This is a genomic window from Psychrobacter sp. FME5 (assembly GCF_014861375.1).
Taxonomy (GTDB): Bacteria; Pseudomonadota; Gammaproteobacteria; order Pseudomonadales; family Moraxellaceae; genus Psychrobacter.
The window spans coordinates 72,040-94,958 of sequence record NZ_RRYX01000001.1; the positions used below are offsets into that span (position 1 = coordinate 72,040).

The window sequence follows — 22,919 nt, forward strand, 5'->3', positions numbered from 1 at the left end:
AATATTCAATAGTGCTGATTTTTAAGCAGCGGCATGTCTCTTTTGCAGCGCTTTGTTGCGCGTGCTACCCAGTCTTTAAGAGCCGCTGCACCTCGCTCACATCGCGGCAATGCAGTAGCTGCGCTGGCGAGAGCTGCACGGCATAAGTATCATAAAGGCGCTTTGAGATGGTTTTGAGGTGCTGAGGACGCAGACCAATGGTCATAAAATTCATGGTTTTATCGACAGGGGTATCACTCACCTGACCGATGGTATCCAAGTAAATATCAAATAGGGCTTGCTGACAAAACGTGGTAGTCACATCAGCGTTTTGCTCTGTAGCGACAGGCAGATATGACGAGACATCAAAGTGAAAGGCTTGTGAGGCAACCATTTGATGTATCGCGGTATCGATAGCCTGCAACAAGCAGTCAATGGTCTTGGTGGCAATGGCTTTGGGCACATGATCGATATCAAACACGAGCGCGCCATCACGCTGGGTGGTAAAGCGAATGTCAATCGCGACCTGCGGCGTTTGGGTTAATCCACGCTCTAAACGCATTGGCGTATCTGCTGTAAGAACTGGCCAAGACAAACCATTGGTAATCACGATAGGCAACACAGGTGCGGCATTGAATTTTTCAAAGAGCAATCGCGCCAAATCTACTCCTGAAAATGACAAATGCTGTAAGCTTTCGAGCACATCGACTTGCAAACTTGAAGCTTGCTGAATGAAGTTTTTTGTACCAACTGCCCACTCAACCGCTATAAACGTGGAGTTATTGACTAGCGTCCCTGTGTATAAGGGTAAAACAGGCACCGCAACCACGATGGATTGCTGTACCTGCACTTGTGTCTGCACTTGTGAGAGCAGCTCTAGGATGAGCGCCATAATCACAGAGTTTTTGAACAGCCCTTGTTTTGCCCCAATTTTTCCCAATTGCCGAAACGTATCTGCTGGTACGACCAAACTGCGGCGCACAAAATGGGCAGCGCCCAGCTCATTTAATGGTCTGATCCATGGCAATGCAGGCACATTGGTAACGTTAGACAGCTTTTGTACCCAATAAGCCATATCCACTGCACGAGAAGCCGCTTTAGATTCAGTTTCAGCAGGCGTGTCTATTGTCACAGTGGGCATCGTCATATATGTGGTTGTGGCAGACGGCGCTGCAAACAGCTCAAGCATTAAAGACGCGATCGCACGGCCATCAAGAATGAGTGCATCAAAACGTATAAAGAGGCGCAAAAAGCCATCTGTTAAATGAAAAACCGTGATGTTCCAAGGCGCACCCTGCAAATCAAACATTTGGTGCGTATACGTCTCTCGATAAGACTGTAGATAGGTAGTGGCTTCTTTGGCTGAGAGGTGGTGCAGATCAATCTCTTGTAGATTGATACAGATATCATTACACACATACTGAGTCAATGTGGTCACATTGATATGAGTGCGTAGACTCTCATGCCGCTTAACAATATCCGTCAAGCGCTGCTTGAGCACAGCCATATCCATACGACCATAGTATTCACGGAACTCCTGCATGGCAACGCCGCCAAGCGGTATCTGCGTCGTACGACCAAGCAGATAGGCTTCTTGTATCGCGGATAATGGCTGCTCGTCAGTCATTATGATTTTGTGATTGGCTGGCTGCTCGCTTTGATGACAGGTTTGCAGCTCAGGTTGATAAATAATGCTTTTGGGCAGTTGATTAAATACCATATCAAGAACAGCAGGATTTTGACCGACTTCTCTCAATAAGCCGATAAATGAGTGAAACAGTACGGTGACCCACACCAGTGGTAATGTGTCCAAACGTATGTCCCAATTCACCAGTACGCCATTCTCCACGCGCACCACCTGAGCATCCAATGCAACCTGCGGACCTTGAGATGTTGTCCATATAATGTCACCAAAAGCTTGTTTGACATTTTCAGAAAACAGCACCCCTTGTGGCAAATCCAAAGCGGCAGTAAACACCACGGGCGTCTGCTGGGCAGCACCATGATAGCGAGATAAATCCCTCATGATATTGATACCCGCGTAATGGGCATGGTCTAGCAGCTCAATCATTTGATTAGCCACATCTTGACAAAGCATCCCCAAGGTTTTGGCTGCCGCTATGTCTATATTGACAATGACAAAATTAGAAAAATCGCCAATACACTGGTCAATATGCTCTACCACAGGCGCGCGCCAAAAGGTTGGGACATTGAGTCTAAAGAAAGTATCTTGGGTGGCCTGACTCAAGGCAAAAGCGAACAGACCAAGCATCATGCTAGAAAAAGTGATTTTTCGCTGACGCGCCAGCTGGCGTAACACTTTGTACTCCACACTTGTCAGTCGCTCACTGAGACAATGACTCTGCGCCGTTTTTGCTGCGTTATCACTCACTGGTAATGAGGGCATTGGGGCGATATCTGGAAGACGCGCCCGCCACCATGTTTTGTCTCTATGATGGCGCTGCTTGATGCTTGCATCTGCTTGCATTGCCTCATACCAATCAAAAAAGCAGACAACGGGCTTAGTAGTGGTGACTACACCCTGATAACACGCCGCTAAATCTTCTATCAACTGACAAAAGCTAGAGGGATCGACTGCGATCATATCCGTGTCAATATGCAAACGAAAGTTTGATTGATTGATAAGACTGACTGAGTACCTTGCCGTTTGACCACTGGTCAAATCCAGCTGCTGGTGCGTCCATTGCTCGCGTTTATCTTCCAAATACTGTACTTGATTTTGGGCAGTTAGCACGCTCAAATCATCAATTTCAAGCAGGGTTTTTGGTACAGATTCGGCAATAGTAGGAATGCCATCTGAGCTGAGGCGCATTCTCAAGATGGAGTGCCTCAAATGCATATGCTGTAAGGCCGACTCTAGCTTTTGTAAATCAATTGACTGCCCATCAAATTCTACATAAAGATGGGCGGCCACCCCACCTAAAAACTCAGATTCGCTGATACGGCCAAACCAGCAGGCTGCTTGCATGGGAGTTAATTCACTCATGATGTGCTTACTCAGTTGACAAAATAATATATATGAGGCACTGTATCACAAATAATAATCATTAGCATTAACATTTACAAACAATAATTGATGATTATTTTTTTATTGCTCTAATATCCCTTCTTTTAACATGACATAGCACCGTTCCGCTAAGGTTTTGAGAATATGATTAAACCGCTTATTAAATTTTATCCTTGGCCAAAAAACAGAGCGCAGCACTATATTGCCCAAGGCTACTGGATCAATGAACCACTGACACATATCCTGTCTCAGCGTTGCGCCAGCGACCCTAATGCGACGGCGCTGATTTGCGGTGATCGTCAGATCAGCTATCAAGCGTTAGATGATTTATCTACCCATCTAGCCCGTCGCATCAGCGCTCAAGGTGTTGGCAAAGGAGACACCGCCTTGGTGCAGCTGCCCAACACGGCTGAATTTTATATTGTTTTTTTTGCGCTATTAAAAATAGGCGTCGCTCCCTTAAATGCGCTTTATTCCCATCGGCAGCATGAACTACGAAGTTTTTGTCAGCAAATTAAGCCACAGTTGCTGATCGTGTCAGCGACTCACGAGGTCTTTAAAAACGACGACTTTATTAATGAGCTTCATGCCACTGATCTGAGCCCGCAGCTTGTCTTAACACTGAATGACACCGCACACACTGCCAGTAAATACAGACTGGAGACATGGATAGCAGCCAGCGATATGGTGGATACTGATGATACGCATCCTGTGCTCTACTCGCCTACCCCCGCCGACGAGGTGGCTTTTTTTCAGTTGTCTGGCGGTAGTACGGGTACGCCCAAGCTGATCCCGCGCACACATAACGACTATTATTATAGTGTCAGAGCGAGTGCTGATATTTGCAGACTAGATACTGATACGCGGCTGCTCTGCGCGCTACCGGCACCGCACAATTTTATGATGAGCTCTCCTGGCGCGCTTGGTGTGCTGTATGCAGGAGGCACAGTCGTTATGGCACCTGATCCTGAGCCTTTAAGTTGCTTTTCAATCATTGCGCGTTATGGTGTCACTATGGCGTCACTAGTACCAAGTGCGGTTGTGGCGTGGATAGAGCAAGCGCCTAAACACGCAGCACAGCTGCAAACCTTGCAGCTGATACAGGTTGGTGGGGCAAATTTTCCTGAGACACTCGCACGAAAAGTGCCCACGGTATTTGGCTGTGCTTTACAGCAGGTCTTTGGTATGGCTGAGGGGCTGGTGAATTACACTCGCTTGGATGATGATGCTGAGCAAATATTCACCAGCCAAGGGCGACCGATAAGTCCAGATGATGAGGTGATGATTGTTGATGAGCAAGGCAACCCTGTCCCAGAGGGTGAGGTGGGCATGTTGACTACCTGCGGGCCTTACACTTTTTGCGGATATTACCAAAGCCCTGAGCACAATGTTAACGCATTTGATAAGAATGGCTACTATACCTCTGGTGACTTGGTACAGCGCACCCCTGAGGGGAATTTGCGCGTTGTGGGGCGCGTCAAAGACCAAATCAATCGTGGCGGCGAGAAGATCGCTTCAGAGGAAATTGAAAACCTCATTCTTACACATCCTGATGTGTTAAACGCCGCGCTCATCGCCATCACCGACCCGCGACTTGGTGAAAAAAGTTGCCTCTATATCATTTCTCGTGATCCTAATATCAAAGCCTCGACGTTACGGCGTTATTTACTAAACACAGGTATTGCTCAGTATAAGATTCCTGATCGTTTCAAGTTTATTGAGTCCATGCCCTTAACCGCCGTGGGCAAAACCGACAAAAAAGCCCTGCGTACCTTTCAATTACTGTAATAGTTTTATGACCATTCCAACACTTTCAAACTCAATAGCGAGCCTTGTATGACCATCAAAACCCTCTCCGATTACCCCATGCCGCAGCCTGAAAGCTATCCTACCAATAAAGTAAATTGGCAACTCGATGCCAAACGAGCCGTACTTCTAATCCATGATATGCAGCGTTACTTTATCAGTTTTTATGAGACGGACAGCACACTTATCAATACCTTGATCCATCATTTGACCCGCCTGCGCCAATGGGCTTATAACAATGACGTCCCTGTGGTATATACCGCCCAGCCTTATGAGCAGCCAGAGGAGGACCGCGCCCTACTCAATGCCATGTGGGGCGCAGGCTTGCCAGCAGCGACAGCCGATCAGCAATCTATCGTCGATCCGCTCACGCCAGCTGACACAGATATTGTCTTGACCAAGTGGCGCTACAGCGCGTTTGCCCGCTCAGACTTGCAGGCGCGTATGCAAGGCTGGAACCGTGACCAGCTAATTGTAGGCGGGGTTTATGCCCATATTGGCTGTATGGTGACCGCTATAGATGCGTTTATGAGTGACATTCAATGCTTCTTAGTCGGTGATGCGGTTGCTGACTTCTCAGAAGCGGAGCATCGCATGGCACTACAGTATGTGTCTTCGCGTTGTGGTCACGTGCTAAATACCGAGGCGATCGTCGGGGAAAAAACAGACAAGATTACCAAACAGTGGCTTCATACCCGAGTTGAGCAGCTCATTGAGGAAAAAGAAGAGATAGACCCTGAGGAGAATTTAATTGTCTACGGGTTAGACTCGCTTAGAATCATGCAGCTTGCCGCCGAGTTTAAAGGATATGGCGTTGATATCGGTTTTGAAGAGATTGCACGCAATCCAACCTTGTCTAACTGGTGGGATTTGATACAACAGCAGCAAAAATCAGCCTAAATAATCCCCCTAGGTAAAAGGATATGAAGAACGTGAGTGATGACCATTTAGAGGGTGTTTGTATTCCCAACTATACTCCCAACCAAGACGCTGCATTTGCAAACGTCATATTGCATGACTATCTTGATGCGATTAGGACCAATGTATTGGTCACACCGCCAAATAAGACCGCGCTTATTTTTGCCGACCAATCGATCAGCTATCATGAGGTGGGGCATCATGTGGCAGTAATAATGGCCATATTTAGGCAGCAAGGCATTCGTGCTGGGTCTGTTGTGGCCATTTGCTTGCACAAAAGCCCTGAACATATCTATACCACGATTGCATGTGCCTTAATGGGTATCGTTTGGCTGCCTATTGATATCCAAGCACCGCGATCAAGGATTGACTACTTACTGACCAACAGTCGCGCCGACTTTGCCGTCAGTCAGGGACCACTATCGCCGCTATCTGGTATTCAAATAACGACCATTGATATTGATGCCGCGCGTGGTCATAACGACCCGATAAATCTGCTTGACTGGTCTTGTACCTATGATTTAAGCCGTCGACCTGCTTACTATCTCTATACTTCGGGTAGCACAGGAAAGCCAAAATGTGTGGTCTTAAACAATCAGGCAACTGCCAATGTCTTGCAACAAACCATAGCACACTGGGATATCACTCATAACGATGTCTTTATGGCTATCACGCCTTTTCATCATGACATGTCTGTATTCGATATTTTTGCGCCCCTATCAGTGGCAGCAACGCTGGTCATCCCAACTACCGAGCAGCAAAAAGATGCGGGTGCATGGGCAACATTGATCGCCAAACATCACATCACACTGTGGTGTAGCGTGCCTGCCATTGTTGATATGTTACTGACGGTGAGTGGTCATGATCAAATCAAGACCCTGCGCTTCATTGCCCAAGGTGGTGACTATATCAATCCATCTATGGTTACCCTGCTCAAACAGACCTTGCCTCAAGCGCGGCTGTTTTCTTTAGGCGGGCCGACAGAAACCACCATTTGGAGTATTTGGCATGAAATCCTTGACGACGATCAACACACCATTCCATACGGGAAGGCCTTAGCACACAACCAGTATCACATTCTAAATGAGCAGCACGCGCCTTGTGAGGCTGGTACTATCGGCACCATGTATATGTCTGGCATCAATTTATCAAATGGCTACTTATTGGATGGAGAGACACATCACAATGACTTTGTGCCCATTAAAACGATAAATGGCGGTGTGGTCATGGCCTTTAAGATGAGTGATTTGGGTTATTATCGAGATGATGGCGCAATTATATTCTCAGGACGCAAGGCAGGCTATCTCAAGGTCAAAGGCGTACGCATTGCAGCATCTGAAGTTGAAAATGCATTATCTAGCCATCCTGCCATTTATCATGCCGTGGTGATCAGCTGCACAAACCCTACCACCGATATCAATGAGCTGGTGGCGCTTTACACCATCGACAATACGCATGACATAAGCAATACCAACTGCGTGTCCAAGCAACAGCTGAGCGCTGTTGATCTAAGAGTCTATCTAAAAGATCAGCTACCAAGCTCTCACATTCCCTCTAAGTTTTTATTAATAGGTGACATACCGCTGACAGCGAACAGTAAAGTCGATCGCAACAAACTACTAAGCCTAGCACAGGAACGATTATCTATAGCGCCAACGCCTGTCATAGCGGGCATACCCACTGATCCCAACCTGTCAGCAGAAGTGATTGATGCCATTTTGACCTTATTTAAAAGCCATCTATCCGAGCACCAAACGCAAATGCTGAGGGGCGATACGCAACTGTTTGCTTTAAACCTAAAACCCAAACAGTTGATGACCATTGCCACACAGCTGTCACAGCAGCTGAATGTCTCGCTTGATTTTTATTCACTGGTGGCCTGTAAAACACTGGGTGAGGTAATGACAAAAGCACAGCTTGCTTTAGACCGTCCATAAAGCTACGCTACATAAAGAGGATCTAAAAAGGGTTTACCGCAGTAAACCCTTTTTAGATCCTCTTTATCTTTTTTATGTTCTTTTTAAGTGCTCATAGCACCGTGCTAGCACCCTAATGTCGCACCACCATCCACCACTAGATCCTGCATGGTGATGTGTGACGATTGATCGCTTATAAAAAACATGATCGCGTTGGTGATGTCTTTAACCTGCGCTATTTTTTGTAGCGGTATGCCAAGTTTATACTGTTGAAGACTGCCCGTAATGGTGGTTTGCTCGCCATTGTCATCTGTCCATAGCTGCGTTTGCATCGCCGTTCCCGTTGATCCTGGTGACACCACATTGGCTCTGACACCATATTCAGCCAGCTCTAATGCCACTGTCTTTGTGAAGTAAGTCAGTGCCGATTTTGATGCTCCGTAGGCGGACATATTGATACGCGGCATCGTGGCGGCATTGGATGACACCACAACGATACTGCCACTGCGTTTTTCTTTAAAATAAGGCGTCAATTTTTGGCAGAAGTGAAAAAAAGAAAACACATTTACCGCAAAGGTATCCAGCCAATCTGTCGATGATATATCATCGTGCTGTCCCAAATGTAGGACACCTGCAACATGAATAAAATAGTCAGGAGGACTGACCGTTAACAGTGTCTTGCATAAGTGCATAATCTGCTGTTCATCTCGAATATCGCAAATGTGTACCTGCTGTTGTAGTGCAGCGGGCAGCTTGTCTTTGGTCTTATCGATACCGATGACCTCAACATCCTCGTCCAACAGGCGCTGCATCACATCTGCGCCAATGCCTTGATTGACGCCCACCAGCCACGCGTTTTTTTTTGTCACAGTGTGGTTTGTCATCATGCTAATCCTTAAGTGGGTTTGAGTGGGTTACGCACTGGTGTCACAGAGGCGTAGTATGGTTTTCATTTTATCTTCTGTCTCACGCCACTCCGACTCTGGGTCAGACCCTTCGACGATACCAGCACCCGCATATAACCGTAATTTTTTATCATTCAGTAGCCCGCAACGAATTGTGACGACCCACTCGCCATTGCCTTCTGCATCCATCCAGCCCACCAAGCCTGTGTAATAGCCGCGCTCATAACCTTCATGCTGCAATATAAAATCTTTGGCCAATTGCGTTGGTGTACCACACACTGCGGGGGTTGGGTGTAGTTTTAATGCCAAACTCAAAGCGTTGGGCGCAGCTTTTTTTAGTGTGCCTTGTAATGTTGAGGACAAATGAAACATGGTCGAGGTTTCAATCACTTCTGGAAACTCAGACATACTCAGCGTCACACAGTCTGCCACCAGGTTGCGCGATATATTTTCGACAACGATTTTATGCTCGTGCTGATCCTTAATCGACTCATGCAAGGCTCGTTGGTTTCTTTGATTGTGCTCTAAGCTATCACGCTTGGGTCTAGAGCCCGCTAAAGGATTGCTCTTAACGAGTCGATCATTTTTAGATAATAGTAACTCTGGGCTCGCCCCTAGTAGGTACTGTTGATTGTCTACGGGGATCACAAAGTTATAAGCGGTTGGGTTCTTATCTAGCAAGGCGTCTAAATAAAAGGCTAGGTTCTGCGACTCATCAAAACTAACATCCACCGCTTGTGACAGTACTATTTTTGTTAGCTCTGTATTTTTGAAAGTCTCTAACGCATAGTTGACGGTTTTTTTAAACTTGTCTTGATCCACCAGTAATGTCTTATTCTTGATGTGCGTCTCGTCTTTTATCAGATCAGATTTTTTGGTTTTTTTGTCCGACTTATCGTAGTCACTATAAAAATTTAATACCGCGTCATTTCTGATATCAAAAGGAATAGCAGCAATTAAGATTGGATTTTTATCGCCATTATTTTTCATCTCTTTAAAACGATCAGCGATACGCTGATTAAAATGTACCGTATCTGCTGCAGGTGTCATTAGCGTCTGCGAAAAATGCTTGCCGATCAGGTGATACTCCTTTGTGGAAAAGCAGGCAGAATATGATTCATGATTCGTCGGTGTTTCTAAATAGTGTTGTAAAGACATAATTGATATCTCACTGTGGTTATTGATGCATCGATCATTATTGCTACTTATTTTTATTAAATATAAATATTAATGATAGTAATTTTGATAATTATTATCATTTGTAAATTGTAGGCGGTACTTGTTTTGATATCTTTACGATAGAGAGCAGATGGTGATGATATGCTGCCCTGTCATCCTCCAATGCACTTGCATCACCGTTTGGGTCAGTCCGTTTGCTTGTACCTTCTGCGTGCCATCGATGATGGTAAAAGTCATAACCTCACCAGACACGCCTATATACTCAAACGCTAAAAAACTCAGTAATATATTGTATTTGGCGTATATCGCCTTAATGAGGCTCTCTTTAGCAGAAAATATCGTTAAATAGATATAATGCTTTGGATGTATGCCACACGAATATTCTAGCAGTGTCATGGCTTCTTGATGATTTAAAAAAGCATGATGATTTAAAGAAGCATAGTGCTGAAGTTCATCACGATCAAAGCAAATATTATGCTCAAAACAGACATTATTTATTTTGGCCTCAATATCCACCCCTATAGCACTACAATTCTGTATAGATGACTGACGATAAGCGCAGCAGACCGCCGTACACCATGTTTTGCCACCTGTGTGGCTAATGCTTCCCGTCATGCCATCTGGCCATAGCGGCTCGCCATACCTCCCTTTTAATACGGTAAAATGAGCCAAGCCCACCGCCTGTAAGGCAAGCTTTGCCGCCAAGCGCCCTGTCAGAAAATCCAGCTTTCGCTTTGTGGATACGCGGGTTAATGCCTCTGGTAAGTCAATATCAAAACAAGCATACGCCGCCTCTATCGCAAAATTGGCGGTCAATACACTCACAGACAGCTGATGTATCTGGTGATGCGCGAGCACTATGGTGTGATACGTCAGCCGAATATGCTGTTGTATATCACTCAGCGCCCGCGCATCTTGTGCCAATAAAGCATTGGTGTCCGATACCTCACGCTTTATGGTGTGGTAACGCATACAGCAAACCCTCCTCTATTTTTTTTAGCATTTGCGCAAGCGATGACGGGTTTAAAAAATAAAAATGATCACCTGCCAGTTCATGACACCCCAAAAAAACCTCAGAATGTGCCTGCCACGCTTGCATCGTCGCCTCGTCTTCGATATCTGGATCATCAATACCATAAAATACAATTAAAGGTGCGGTTAAGGACACAGGTGTATTGGTTATCTGCTGACAGATAAGCTGGTCACTGACAGAAAAATCATTACGAATAATGGTCAAGAAGTAGTTCAGCGCTGCTGTGTTTTGTAAAATCTCAGGCGGAAAATTATTGTAATGCGCCAGTTTTTCGATAATCTCATCATCTGTTAAGTGCTGCCTGCCACAGATATGTTGCAAATATTGCGGCGTTGGGCGACTGCTGACCACCACCAATGCCAACAATTCAAGCGCATCCTGTGCGCGCAGATGATCAATTACCGTCCACAGCAAAGCGGCACCGACACTATGTCCAAATAAAATATAAGGCATGTCTTTATAGGACATAATCGTCTGGGCAATGTCTGCCGCCAATAAATTTGGATCATTAACCAAGGGTTGTCCCGACCTGCTGCCATGCCCCGAATACTCTATCGGTATGACTTTTATATGGCTATGTTCACAGGTCTCGGCCATTACCGGCTGCCATGCGCGATAGATCGCAGAGCTGCTGCCGGCTGGTGGTAGACAAAACAGGTGATAACAGTTATTCATTGACATCATATTTACCCAGCTTTATATCTCTATGTTTCACCATCTATAGTGTCTGTCTTCAAATACAGGAGCGAACTGTACACAGGAAAAATAACTTTTAATCAAGCGGTTTTACAGCAGCGTCTCTTTTTATTTAGATTCGACTGTATCAACCCTATAACGCGATAGATTGTGTCGGCTGCCAGATCGTCGCATCACGATGCGTCACAAAAACCACCGTAGCAGACAAGGCGCGAATGCTATCGGCAATGACCTTTTCGATTTGTTCATCTAAAGCCGATGTCGCTTCATCTAATACCAAAATGGGCGCTTTTTTGAGTAATGCGCGTGCCAGTGCGACGCGTTGACGCTCTCCTCCTGATAAAGCTGCGCCTTGCTGACCCACGGACTGATGTATCCCCTCAGGGGTACGATCAATCACAGACTCCAGCCTCATTTTTCGGGCAATGCTGTCAATCTCAACGTCTGATGCTTGCGGATTGCCAATACGGATATTCTCAGCCAGAGTGCCTGTAAATACGATGGGATCTTGAGGGACATAGGCGATATGCGCCGCCAGATCTTCATATGCCATGTCACTGATCTTTACGCCGCCGAGCAAAATATGACCGTGTTCAGGGTCATCAAAGCGCATCAATAACTCAAGCAAGGTGCTCTTACCGCTGCCGCTCACACCCGTGACCCACACTCGATTGCCTTCTGGAATGTCAATATTGATGTCTTTTAAGACGGGTGCATGACTTACCTGACGTATACTTAGCTGATAGTCAGCAGTAGCAGATTTGAAAAGGGCAGGCTCAGGCAGCGTTGGTGTATTGATCGCCTGCTGATAATTCTGTAAAGAGGCTTTTAAATCATTAATACCCAAACCTGCCACAGCCAGTTCATCAAGTGGGGCGGCTGCACGACCGACCAAAACCAGTACCGCCAAGATCATTACCGCACTACTGCCACCTGTGATAATGAGGTAAGCGGCCATACCAGCTATAGGTAACACGGTAGCTAGGTTTGAGACAAACACAGCCATGGCGGCAGCGTGGTTGGTGCTTTTTAAGGTATCTTCTTGAATACACCAGCGCTGCTCAATACGGGCGATGGCGCGTTTGGGCCCTGCCGCTGTTCTTAATAACTCCATATGATCTACCAATTCAAGCGTGGCTTCTGCGGTGCTGGCTTCTGCCTTATGCCGATTGTTATCAGCACGACTTAGCGCCCGCTGTGATAAAAATTGGACGATCAGAGACAATATCAATAGCGCTGCCGCCACTAATGCCAGCGTCAACCCTGCAACCATGCCAATCCCAAAGATTAAAAATAAGGGGATACAGGGCGCATGCAAGAACTTTTGCAGCTGATGCGCGGGGATACTCATAAATCCTGGTATACCTTGACCAGCAATGGTTGCAACCTGAGCACGATGCTCATTGGTAAACCAAGACAGCTTGGTACGCGAGAGAGCTTGACCCAGCGCCGCGTACAAGTCGCCCGCCAGTCGCACACCAGTTAAGTAACCTGAACGATTGACCAATACGGTAGCAAAAATGGCGGCACAAGCGGTGACTAAGACCCATTTGGGTGACCATTGATTGACAATACCTAGTGCCAGCGCGGTATAAGCAATGGCTTCTAAGACAGCAACCGCTATCCAGCCTACCCCTACTGTCATCAATCGTCTACGCGCAATCGCTGGCAATGACGGTGTCGGCTTTTTGTGTGGTGTGTCTAGGGTAATACTCATGACAAGCGCTCCAGATCAGTATTGGGTATCAGCTCTAGTCGAGCATCTGTTTGATCGGCCAATGCCTTATCATGCGTCACCATAATGATGGTCTTTTCTTGATTGTGTGCTTCATCTAGCAAGGCTGTTAGCACTTTTGTAATCCTCGCGTGATCCAAAGCGCTGGTGGGTTCATCAAGTAGAATGATAGGTGCTGATGATAAAAATACGCTGGCAAGACCGATACGCTGACGTTCGCCGCCTGAGAGCGACTGAGCATCGGCGCTCAGATCCACGCTCAGCTGAGCGCACTCTAGTGCCGCGTTAAGCGCGTGATCTGTAGCATTCGGGGCAAATAGTAGTAGGTTGTCTTTGACGGTTGCAGGCAGCACATCACCCCCTTGCGGTACGAACAATACGGCATTATGTCTGGTGTGTTCATCCAGCTTGGCTATGTTTATGTTTGCCAGCTGCACCTGTCCGGCGTGCAATGGCTCAAAGCCTGCCAATATGCGCAGCAGCGTCGTTTTACCCGCGCCGCTGGGCCCTGTGATGGCAGTGACGGCATTTGTCTTAAACGTATGCGTCAGCCCGTCAATAATCTGGACATTATTGATCACCATCTCAGCGTCTGTAATTTTTAGCGTGAACGGCGCTGATAGCTGCGTTATTTGACCCTTGGGTAATATGGGTTGTTGTAATAATGCAATCAGCCGACTTGCCGCGGCTTTACCAGCACCAACATAATCCAGCCCATGCCCCAGACGTAACGCGGGACTGACCACGGCGAGACTGAAAAACAAGATCGTGGCTAGCACTGAGGTGTCGTAGTCATAAGCAATCAGATAAGCAATCGCAAATGTCGCTACCGCTTGTAGTAGTGCCACGGCCATACCTGCGAGCGTCGCCACTTTACTCACCCACATGACCAAGCTGTCTGTAAAGCGCTTGGTGGCATCATGATAAGCAGCCAGCGCCCCCGACTGTTGACCGTAGATACGATTGACGCGGATACCACGTGCATAGTCATCTACAGCGGAGATAACCTCGCCCACCACCTGCATGCGCGCAGCACCATCACGCGCTGTCACGCGCGGCACAATGACTAGATAATATAAAGACGCGATCACACCTGGCAGTAAGACCCACAGCGCCACAGCGCCTGCCACACTCACCAATATAACAATAGATACCAGCGGTAAAATCGCAAAGCTTGTCACCTCTGAGGGCAGATGCGCCACCATATGATGCAGCGTCGCAATATCTTCTGACACCAAGCGCCGCAAGGACTGATCGCCTTGCTTGGATAATGTGCTGGCAGGCAATCGGGTCACGTGATTGGCCACTTGCCGCCGCAATCTTGCAGAAAACGCCGCTTCTGCATCATGAGCCAGCGCCGAGGCGGCGGCGGCAAACAAAGCACCTAGCAACCACAGCCCCACAGCCGCAATCACCCACGGTAATGCGATATCATCGATTAATTTGACCAAGCACCACAGCGCCCCAAGCATGGCCAGACCAGATAAGGACGAGGACAGAACGCCAATAGAGAGCTTGGGGAGTGCAGGACGTAAAGCAGGCATGATTACAGGGTCAGTCATCAAGCTGCGCAATGTTAACTTGCTCATTGATTTCTCCGATGACCGCGGTTGGTTTGTTCCATAAATTAAATCCAGCGCGCTTATTTACCAATATGATTGGTTGTCAGCATGATTAGAAAAAGGTAGCGGTCAATAGGTTTGATCGCTTTGCACTCAAGGTTAGGTAGAGCAGTGATATTAAGATTAAGTGGTACTAAGACCGCATTAGCTGAGCTGTAAACGCTCTTGTAAGCTTGCGACCACATCTTTAATCAAAGCATCAATCTTATGACTGTCTTTATGATGTGCGGTCGCAATCAGATGGGCATGACCCTCAGAAACAGCAAGGCTATGCTTTTTCCACACTGCCTCAGCGGGGCACGGAAACACCACAGTGATAGAGTTGGGGTTGCGCCATGCATCAACCCCGGCTGCTTGGAATTGATCAACCGCGTATTGAGCCATTTTCAGACAGCGTTGAATACGTTGCTGCCACTGCTGTGCTGAACGATTATGAATAGCCGCCCACATAAATAGTACGGAGTGACCATTTCGAGAGCCACTAATGGTTTGATCGCGGGCGCAGATATAGTCGATATCCACGGCGATACGATCAACGTTTTTACGCTTTGCCACCACAATACCGCATGGCACAGGCGAGCCAATCATTTTATGTCCAGACACACTGATAGAGTCGATACCATCGCCAAATGAAAATGGCTGCGGACAGTCCACAAAAGGCAAAATCATACCGCTGAGCGCCGCATCTGCATGCAAATAGTAGTCCTGACGACGGATGCCAACGTGCTCTAATTGCTGTTGAATGATTTTTATATTGTCTACCGCCCCTGACATGGTCGTACCAATATTGGCGAAGATGATAGGGTTTTTGTCCCCATTGCGCTGCACCTGATGAATCAAATCATCGTAATCGATTTCACCATTTTCTAAAGACGCAATAACACACGACTTCATACGCAGCAGTTTGGCAATCTTTAAGACTGAATAATGCGTCTCTTTGGAGTAGTACAACGTGGCATGGGGAAACAGCTCTCTTGCTAAATAGCAGCAGAACATGTTCCCTTCTGTCCCACCATTAGTGACATAGCCCCAGCTGTCCTTAAAAGGTATTTGAAACAAATCGGCATAGTAATTCATCACCTCTTTTTCAAATGCAAATGAGTTCAGCGCATAGTTACTGGGTGCGTCCCAGTCGCCGCAGTTATTGAGGGAAAAATTAAAAAATCGATACAAAGCAGAATAGTCGAAGTCTGCAGATTCAGGATAGCCAACATTAAAATACTGATTTTTTAGGCAATAATGCCAAAAATCATTAAGACGTTCTTGACAAGTAACAGATAGCATCACATTCATTCCCACCAAAGATTGGGTTACATATGGGTGTTTTTTACGATTAAAAATTAAACTAAAGTAAGTTTAATTTTATTAGATACGTACTTACAGACCATTAGTCACCGCTGCATTTTTTTGTCAGTCAATTATAAGTAAAGGCTTTGGAGCCTTGTCATGAATAGGCTATTTGGGTATGGCTGAATTCACAATCTTGACAAGAGTTCTGATTATAATGATAATGATAGTGATAATCAACCTCATTTAAGAATTAAGATTCTGATTGACCTATCAGCGCTTAGCACGCTGGTATATTTTGGTAGGTTTTATTTGTGCATACCCTCTTTACATATATACCTCTTAACACAAATGAGGTTTTTATTAATTTTTATTCAATAGGACAAATCATGTTGGCACAGAATTCTACAGCACACGTACAGCCGCCTATGCCAGTCAGCGACTACGAAGAACATATTTGGATGCTACAATTACAACAACCTGAACAGGTTATTCGACATAGTGAGGCTTGGCGGCTGAGTAGTGATATCGATGAGGGAATATTACGCCAAGCGATTAAAGACACTATCGAAGAGATACCTGATTTAAATGTCAGATATCGTTTTAGTGATGATGGAGACTTGTATAAATACCAATATGAACAATCTGAGTGCTGCTTACAGACGGCTAGCATGGCTATTACCGATATCCCTACCTATATATCCAAGCTCAAGGATATGCCATGGAATGCGGCGCTTAACCCACCTTTTGATTCATTTATTGTACATACTGAGTGCGATACTGTTCTTATATTGGCGCTGCATCCCATACTTGATGAGACCCATCAACTGGCAAATATTACTGGTATCATACAAAACCGCTATCATCAGCGGATGCCGCAGGATGCTACTCTGAGCTGGACAGCCATTGAAGCGCCAGTATCAACTCCCAACACACAAAAAAGCGCCTCAGAGCAGGCGCAAAATCAAGAAGTGCGTACTGCCATTATCCTTGGCGAATTTCGCGCTGCGCTGGCAGAGCCTGAGATGACGGCAACAGATGATTTCTTTGATTATGGCGGTCACTCCTTATTGGCCACTCGTATTATTGGCAAGCTTGCCCAGTCTCATGGTATTGACATTGGTTTTAACGATTTTTTTAAATCACCCTCAGCTGCCGCTCTTTCCAAGCATGTGAGCGTCAATACAACGGATCACACGACCGAAACACCAACAGCAGCGACTGACGCTACCGTCTTTCAAGAACAAGCTCCGCTGACATTGGCGCAGCAGTTTTTGTGGCATGCTTATACGGCCTATGAGTTTAGTCCGATATACAATCTACCCTTTGCTGTCGCTTTTTCTGAGGCGGTCGATGAACAGATTCTCTATCAAGCTTTTAGCGACATCATCAAACGTCATGCCAGTTTGCGTACGACCTTTCACACACAGAACGATGTAACGATACAGCGCATTGTGCCTGTCTCAGAGCTGGATAAATATCAATGGTTTTGGTTTAGTGAAGACAGTCAAGGCGTCACCCTAACTGATGAAGCCGATTATCAATTTGACCTCGCCTCTGAGTTGCCATTAAGAATTCGCTTTTTGCAAAGCCCAGCATCTGAACCACAAGTATTGTCCTTACTGATACATCATATGATTATTGATGAGTGGTCATTAAATACCATCATGGCAGACCTCTCTCAGGCTTATCTGTCTCGATCGCTGCATCAAGAGCCGCAGTGGAATACAAGCGCAGGCAATATCAATGATTTTTCCCTATTGCAACAGCTGCAAGGTATAAACCAACAACATGTCAATTATTGGACAGACAAGTTACGTGACGCTCCTAAGGGCTTTACGCCGCCTGACCCAGGTGCCACTATCACGTCAAATGAAGTATCAACCAACGCGCAATGCATAGAGCTGGATCTGGGTACAGCGGCCTATCAGACAATATCCGCCTTTGCTCGGCAACATGGTTCGTCCTTATTTGCGACTATATATACAGCGATTGCCTTGTCTTTACACAAGCAAAGTGGGTTAGATGATATCGTTATTGGTACGTCTGCCTCTGGCAGAACCGATGCCGAATTCTTCGATACGGTTGGTTATTTTACAACGATGGTCGCACATCGCATCCAATTCGATACTGAGCAATCAATTGAATCGCTACTCAACGATATTACGTTTACCATCAATGACTCTATGCGCTATGCAGACATTCCGATTGATATTATTCAAAAATCACTGGGAATGTCCCCTACCGATGGCTTACTCTTTGATGTCTATATACACATTCATTCAAATAATGCCTTAAATGGCGCGTTAACTGCTCCTAATAATAAAGCGATAAACTATCAACAAATACCACCGAAAAAAGATATCTCGATGTTTGGGTTACATTTTGAGATTATGGATGACGTATTTGAAGAAGATCAGCATGCTTTGCGCATAGTGACCACCTATCAACAAGACCGCTATTCTACGGCGCTGGTAGAGAGTATTTGTGATAAGGTCAGTCAGATATTAGAGATACTAAATACGACCAACGGCAGTGATTGTAAGCTCGGTCAAGTGCTACTCTGATGCGATTTAAGAGCGCAAATTTACACGCGATTTTTGATATATTGGTATATGCAAACTTCTTCATAATGGTGCTGTATTTTTCAATGCGATTGGCGATAAATTATATCAATCGCCCAGCTAAGGTCATTTGATTCTTTCTCGTTCGTTAAAGACGCAATACTCACTGTCCTTACAAGATCACTCCAAAATTTCTGAATTTAGAAGAACAGTGGCTAATATCGTAGAAGGCAAGGATTCTCGCTTGTTTGTGATATATAGCCTCTGCTCTATTTATCACTGTGATGCGGCCATTGAGTATACACAGCGCCTAAAATAGCTATCTGATAAAGTAAAACAAAAAATACTCATAGTCATGAGAAGCTACTTTGAAAAGCCGCGTACGATTCTTGGCTGGTTCATGAACTAATTTGCAATATACCTGTGCTATTCTTTTATTTTAATATGCCTCCTCGTGAACCTCATTTTAGGTAGCCATAAGTTAAATTGACGGTGCCCGATGATAAGTTCATGGGATTATAATTATATGATAAACCCTTATTAAGGTTGGTTGATGATCGATTAATTCTCATACATACTACCTATTCATAAAGTCATCTTCATCACCACTAATACAGTTACTAGCTGAGCTGTCTTAAGGAATTAATATAAAGAACTATCATTGATTCTATTGTATTTGTAATCAAGCTTAACGTATTAAACCATGTAGCTAGTTAACCCGTTTGATGAACTTGTTCTGCTCATCGTTGCTAAGCTTATTACCTTCATAATGCACATTAGGTGCAGAAGTATTCGCCACCAAGTGACAATCAGCTCAAAGTCAAAGCAATAACCCTTCTGGATGCCTATTACTCTATATCATTGATAAGAACCTATACAAGTTCTGACAATGCTCCTACTTGGCACCTCAGTAAGTCCAATTCTATATACACCTTATAGATGCTAATATTATAGCTAACTACGTTGTAATACGTTTTTGTTTAGAGTCACCAAAATAGCCCTCCAGATTAGTGAAACATTCATTGGTCTTTTCTCACATCTCTCGCTCTTCCTGAGATACCTTAATCTAAAGCATTGAGTTGATACCTTCCAAATTTGTTCGACCTTTATCCATTAGCTACATTGATAGAATGACTGACTCTAATATTACTGCTGACTTGAGTAAATCTAGCTAGCTCCGACATAGTCGGAGCGCTTCACCAACGATTATCCAGTATTACGCAGACCTGCTGCCAAGGCATTGATACTACGTATTAATGGGTCTTCAACGGCAAGGTTGCCATGGTTAACATCACCTGTCGCCTCTTTTTGTCTGGCACGCTTTAACAGCTCGATTTGGATATAGTTAGTTGGATCTAAATACGCATTTCGCCATTCAAGGGAAGCCGAAAGACTCTGCTGATGCGCCAATAACGATGTCTGATTAAGCAAAGCGTTTAAACCTGAATAGGTCAGCTCGTGCTCGTCAGTCACCGCTTTCATAATCTGTTCACGTAAAACCTCATCGTCACATAACTGGCTATAAGCCTGAGCAATACTCATATCAGATTTGGTAAACGCCATTTCAATATTGCTAATAAACACGTTAAAGAATGGCCAGCAGTCATTCATCTCCTTCATCAAATCTTCATCATCGATGACGCTATGTAAAGCACTGCCGACACCATACCAAGCAGGCAGTGTAAAGCGTGCTAATGACCAACCAAATACCCAAGGAATCGCGCGCAAGGTAGTCTTACTTGGCAGACCTTTGTTACGGTGCGCTGGACGTGAGCCGATATTTAATAAAGAGATTTCTGCTACTGGCGTTACTTGGGAGTAGAACTGATAAAACCCTTCAGTATGATCAGTCAGCTGACGATAACGCTGTTCCCCCGCATCGGCTAAACGTGCAAAGAGCGCTTCATAATTTGGCAATTCAGGCGGTTGCACCACAAACCTTGATGAGCAAGCTTTAAGCGTACCAGTGATGCCCATGGTGAGCTCAAATACCGCCGTATCAGTGTTGGCATATTTGGCATAAAGAACTTCGCCCTGCTCGGTTACTTTAATTTGTCCGTGCAGTGTCCCCGCAGGTTGCGCGGCAATCGCTTTATGTGTTGAGCCACCACCACGACTGACAGAGCCACCGCGACCATGAAACAAGCGGGTTTTGATACCATATTCATCAGCGATACGGTTAATGGTTTGCTGCGCGCTATAAAGCTGCCACGCAGAAGTAATAATGCCGCCATCTTTTGAAGAGTCTGAATAACCTAACATGATTTCTTGGGTGTTATCTGAGTGTTGTAGCAGCACTCGATATAGCGGGTTATCTAAAACGGCAGGTAGAATCTGATCGATATTTTTAAGGTCTTCGATGGTCTCAAACAACGGCGCAACGGGTAAGTCAGCAGATAACTGCCCCTTATCATCAATCTTACATAAGCCTGCAAAGCGCATCAGTAGTAAAACTTCTAATAATTGGCTGGCATTATTGGTCATCGAGATAACATAACTGCCAAAAGTGTCTTGTCCAACCAGTTTGCGTAATGTGGCCACCGAGTTCATCAAGGCCAATTGTTCGCGTGTTTTATCACTCAAGTTATCGGTGTAAATAAGCGGTGTGCCCGGCTTTTCAAGTAAGCGCGTGAGCCACTCTTGGCGCTCGGTTTCACTAAGGGTTTGATAGTCTGGCAAATTAGAGGCATTGGCAAAAATATCAGCTATCACCTCACTATGATAAGAGGACTCTTGACGAATATCGAGCGCTGCTAGATGAAAACCACAGGTTTTGACCAGACGAATCATATCTAGCAATAAGCCTTCGCCATGTGCCTTGTCGTGAGTATTGACACTTTTTCGGATGATGCGTAAATCTTCTAACAACTCTTGTGGGTTGGCGTAAGCATCATGGGCAGCTTCAGGATCTGTACCTTTGCTTTGAATGTGGCGATTGGTCGCTTTTATTTTGGCAAGGATAATCGATAACAATCTTCGGTACGGCTCATTACCGTAATCATCAAGATTATAATCAAAGACTCGTCTGTCGAGCTCAACGTAACTTTCAATCTTTGCATACACTTCAGGTTCGATAGTAACAATCGTATCGCTATGAATAAGCTGGCGACGTAGTTTCTTGAGCAGCACTTGATAATGGCGCAAAACAGCATTGGCATGCATCAATACGGCCATTTCTGTGGTGTCATGAGTGACAAAGGGATTACCGTCTCTATCGCCACCTATCCAAGAGCCAAAGCTCATGAACGCCGGTAATGGATAATCTGTTAGCTCAGGATAGATATCAACAATAGCGTCTTTAATATTGCGATAAACCTTAGGAATGGCGTTGAATAAACTGGCATTGAAATAGTGTAAACCATTATTTATCTCGTCATAGACCAAAGGCTTACGCGTCCGTACCTCATCCGATGACCATAACAAATCGATCGTTTGCGCCGTTTGTTCTTTTGCTTGCTGGTAGGCAAAACTGTTTTCAGGAAGATTGTTTAAAGCATCGCTATGCGTAAAGAGACTTTGTAATAGATTCATGGTCGTACGGCGGCGTGCTTCAGTCGGATGGGCGGTAAATACTGGGATGAACTTTAGTTGCTCAATGAGCTCTTGCATTTGGGCGGGTTCAATATTGCGTTCACGACACTCAAGGAGCGTACGACGAAACGATCCTTCCCAGCTGTGCTCTGATTGCATACGTAAGGCTTGACGCTGCTCGCGTAAGTAGTTTTCTTCACTTAGATTGGCTAAGAAGAAATAGATAGAAAAGCTGCGTATGACATTTTTTAAGGTTTGATTGTCTAACGAGGCGATGAAGTCGATGAGTTGTTGCTGGTTCGCGTCGTTAGGCGCGCGTCGTTGTTGAATAAAACCTTGGCGTAGGGTTTCAATCGTATGGAGCGTTTGTTCGCCGCTCTGGCGAGAAATCGCATCCCCTAGAAATGATCCTAATAAGCTAATGCGCTCACGTAATACGTCGTTATCTATAGTCATCCTTGATCTCCTGATCAAATTCATTAAAAATAGTCGTGCCGTCTTAAATGTAGGTTCTCTATGGTGTAAGCCACTTAACCTATTTATGTGGATCTTGAAGCTCTCCCTGCTCATCAGCCTATACGTTGCCAGCTCTATGTATTAATCATTTATTTTTTGGTGATACTGGGTCAGCCAATTCTCTAAGGTATATACGTCTATCCCTGGTAAGTCAAAAATATTATGAGTTTCACTCTTATGCTTGATGACTAAACTAACGGCTTT

12 protein-coding genes and 1 pseudogene are annotated in these 22,919 nt (G+C 45.3%); 4 read left to right on the forward strand and 9 right to left on the reverse strand.

Going from position 1 to position 22,919, the window contains the following annotated elements:
* Window positions 1-64: 64 nt before the first annotated feature.
* A pseudogene (locus tag EI161_RS00295) lies at window positions 65-3,060 on the reverse strand (condensation domain-containing protein).
* Between the two features lie 91 nt (window positions 3,061-3,151).
* Between EI161_RS00295 and EI161_RS00300 the strand changes: the two are divergent.
* The 3 genes from EI161_RS00300 to EI161_RS00310 are packed head-to-tail and all read left to right on the forward strand — an operon-like array spanning window position 3,152 to window position 7,668.
* A complete protein-coding gene (locus tag EI161_RS00300) occupies window positions 3,152-4,795 on the forward strand; it encodes a (2,3-dihydroxybenzoyl)adenylate synthase (protein ID WP_192523321.1) in 1,644 nt (547 codons plus the stop codon).
* Window positions 4,796-4,843: 48 nt separating this feature from the next.
* The gene (locus tag EI161_RS00305; protein WP_192523320.1) at window positions 4,844-5,713 is read left to right on the forward strand and encodes an isochorismatase family protein; all 870 of its coding nucleotides are present in this window, start codon (window positions 4,844-4,846) and stop codon (window positions 5,711-5,713) included.
* A gap of 23 nt (window positions 5,714-5,736) precedes the next feature.
* Window positions 5,737-7,668 carry an AMP-binding protein gene (locus EI161_RS00310; protein WP_192523319.1) on the forward strand — a complete coding sequence of 644 codons (1,932 nt, stop codon included), beginning with the start codon at window positions 5,737-5,739 and terminating at the stop codon, window positions 7,666-7,668.
* A 104-nt stretch (window positions 7,669-7,772) separates the two neighbouring features.
* On the opposite strand, the gene dhbA is transcribed toward EI161_RS00310, so the two are convergent.
* The 7 genes from dhbA to EI161_RS00345 form a co-directional block, all read right to left on the reverse strand.
* On the reverse strand, window positions 7,773-8,531 hold the full coding sequence (gene dhbA, locus EI161_RS00315) for a 2,3-dihydro-2,3-dihydroxybenzoate dehydrogenase (RefSeq protein ID WP_192523331.1): 759 nt from the start codon (window positions 8,529-8,531) through the stop codon (window positions 7,773-7,775).
* Window positions 8,532-8,561: 30 nt separating this feature from the next.
* Window positions 8,562-9,713 (reverse strand): isochorismate synthase, encoded by a 1,152-nt coding sequence (locus tag EI161_RS00320; RefSeq protein WP_413038378.1) that lies wholly within the window; start codon window positions 9,711-9,713, stop codon window positions 8,562-8,564.
* Between the two features lie 132 nt (window positions 9,714-9,845).
* Window positions 9,846-10,703 (reverse strand): 4'-phosphopantetheinyl transferase family protein, encoded by an 858-nt coding sequence (locus EI161_RS00325; RefSeq protein ID WP_192523317.1) that lies wholly within the window; start codon window positions 10,701-10,703, stop codon window positions 9,846-9,848.
* A complete protein-coding gene (locus EI161_RS00330) occupies window positions 10,678-11,448 on the reverse strand; it encodes a thioesterase II family protein (RefSeq protein ID WP_413038377.1) in 771 nt (256 codons plus the stop codon). The genes EI161_RS00325 and EI161_RS00330 overlap by 26 nt, the downstream gene beginning before the upstream one ends.
* Window positions 11,449-11,593: 145 nt before the next feature.
* The gene (locus EI161_RS00335; protein ID WP_192523316.1) at window positions 11,594-13,177 is read right to left on the reverse strand and encodes an ATP-binding cassette domain-containing protein; all 1,584 of its coding nucleotides are present in this window, start codon (window positions 13,175-13,177) and stop codon (window positions 11,594-11,596) included.
* Window positions 13,174-14,784, reverse strand: a complete 1,611-nt coding sequence (locus EI161_RS00340) for an ATP-binding cassette domain-containing protein (protein ID WP_192523315.1) — start codon at window positions 14,782-14,784, stop codon at window positions 13,174-13,176. The genes EI161_RS00335 and EI161_RS00340 overlap by 4 nt, the downstream gene beginning before the upstream one ends.
* 177 nt (window positions 14,785-14,961) lie before the next feature.
* The gene (locus EI161_RS00345) at window positions 14,962-16,101 is read right to left on the reverse strand and encodes a histidine decarboxylase (RefSeq protein WP_225735153.1); all 1,140 of its coding nucleotides are present in this window, start codon (window positions 16,099-16,101) and stop codon (window positions 14,962-14,964) included.
* A 464-nt stretch (window positions 16,102-16,565) separates the two neighbouring features.
* Between EI161_RS00345 and EI161_RS00350 the strand changes: the two genes are divergently transcribed.
* Window positions 16,566-18,671, forward strand: coding sequence for a condensation domain-containing protein (locus tag EI161_RS00350; RefSeq protein ID WP_318779289.1), 2,106 nt, complete (start codon window positions 16,566-16,568; stop codon window positions 18,669-18,671).
* Between the two features lie 1,203 nt (window positions 18,672-19,874).
* Here the strand turns inward: EI161_RS00350 and ppc are convergent.
* On the reverse strand, window positions 19,875-22,655 hold the full coding sequence (gene ppc, locus EI161_RS00355; protein ID WP_192523312.1) for a phosphoenolpyruvate carboxylase: 2,781 nt from the start codon (window positions 22,653-22,655) through the stop codon (window positions 19,875-19,877).
* Between the last annotated feature and the right edge of the window lie 264 nt (window positions 22,656-22,919).

Bases quoted from the DNA above. Each gene is read 5' to 3' on its own strand.
- dhbA (WP_192523331.1), bottom strand. From the start codon at position 8,531: ATGACAAACCACACTGTGACAAAAAAAAACGCGTGGCTGGTGGGCGTC.
- EI161_RS00345 (WP_225735153.1), bottom strand. From the start codon at position 16,101: ATGCTATCTGTTACTTGTCAAGAACGTCTTAATGATTTTTGGCATTAT.
- EI161_RS00305 (WP_192523320.1), top strand. From the start codon at position 4,844: ATGACCATCAAAACCCTCTCCGATTACCCCATGCCGCAGCCTGAAAGC.
- EI161_RS00325 (WP_192523317.1), bottom strand. From the start codon at position 10,703: ATGCGTTACCACACCATAAAGCGTGAGGTATCGGACACCAATGCTTTA.
- EI161_RS00335 (WP_192523316.1), bottom strand. From the start codon at position 13,177: ATGAGTATTACCCTAGACACACCACACAAAAAGCCGACACCGTCATTG.
- EI161_RS00300 (WP_192523321.1), top strand. From the start codon at position 3,152: ATGATTAAACCGCTTATTAAATTTTATCCTTGGCCAAAAAACAGAGCG.
- EI161_RS00340 (WP_192523315.1), bottom strand. From the start codon at position 14,784: ATGAGCAAGTTAACATTGCGCAGCTTGATGACTGACCCTGTAATCATG.
- EI161_RS00330 (WP_413038377.1), bottom strand. From the start codon at position 11,448: ATGATGTCAATGAATAACTGTTATCACCTGTTTTGTCTACCACCAGCC.
- EI161_RS00310 (WP_192523319.1), top strand. From the start codon at position 5,737: ATGAAGAACGTGAGTGATGACCATTTAGAGGGTGTTTGTATTCCCAAC.
- ppc (WP_192523312.1), bottom strand. From the start codon at position 22,655: ATGACTATAGATAACGACGTATTACGTGAGCGCATTAGCTTATTAGGA.
- EI161_RS00350 (WP_318779289.1), top strand. From the start codon at position 16,566: ATGCTACAATTACAACAACCTGAACAGGTTATTCGACATAGTGAGGCT.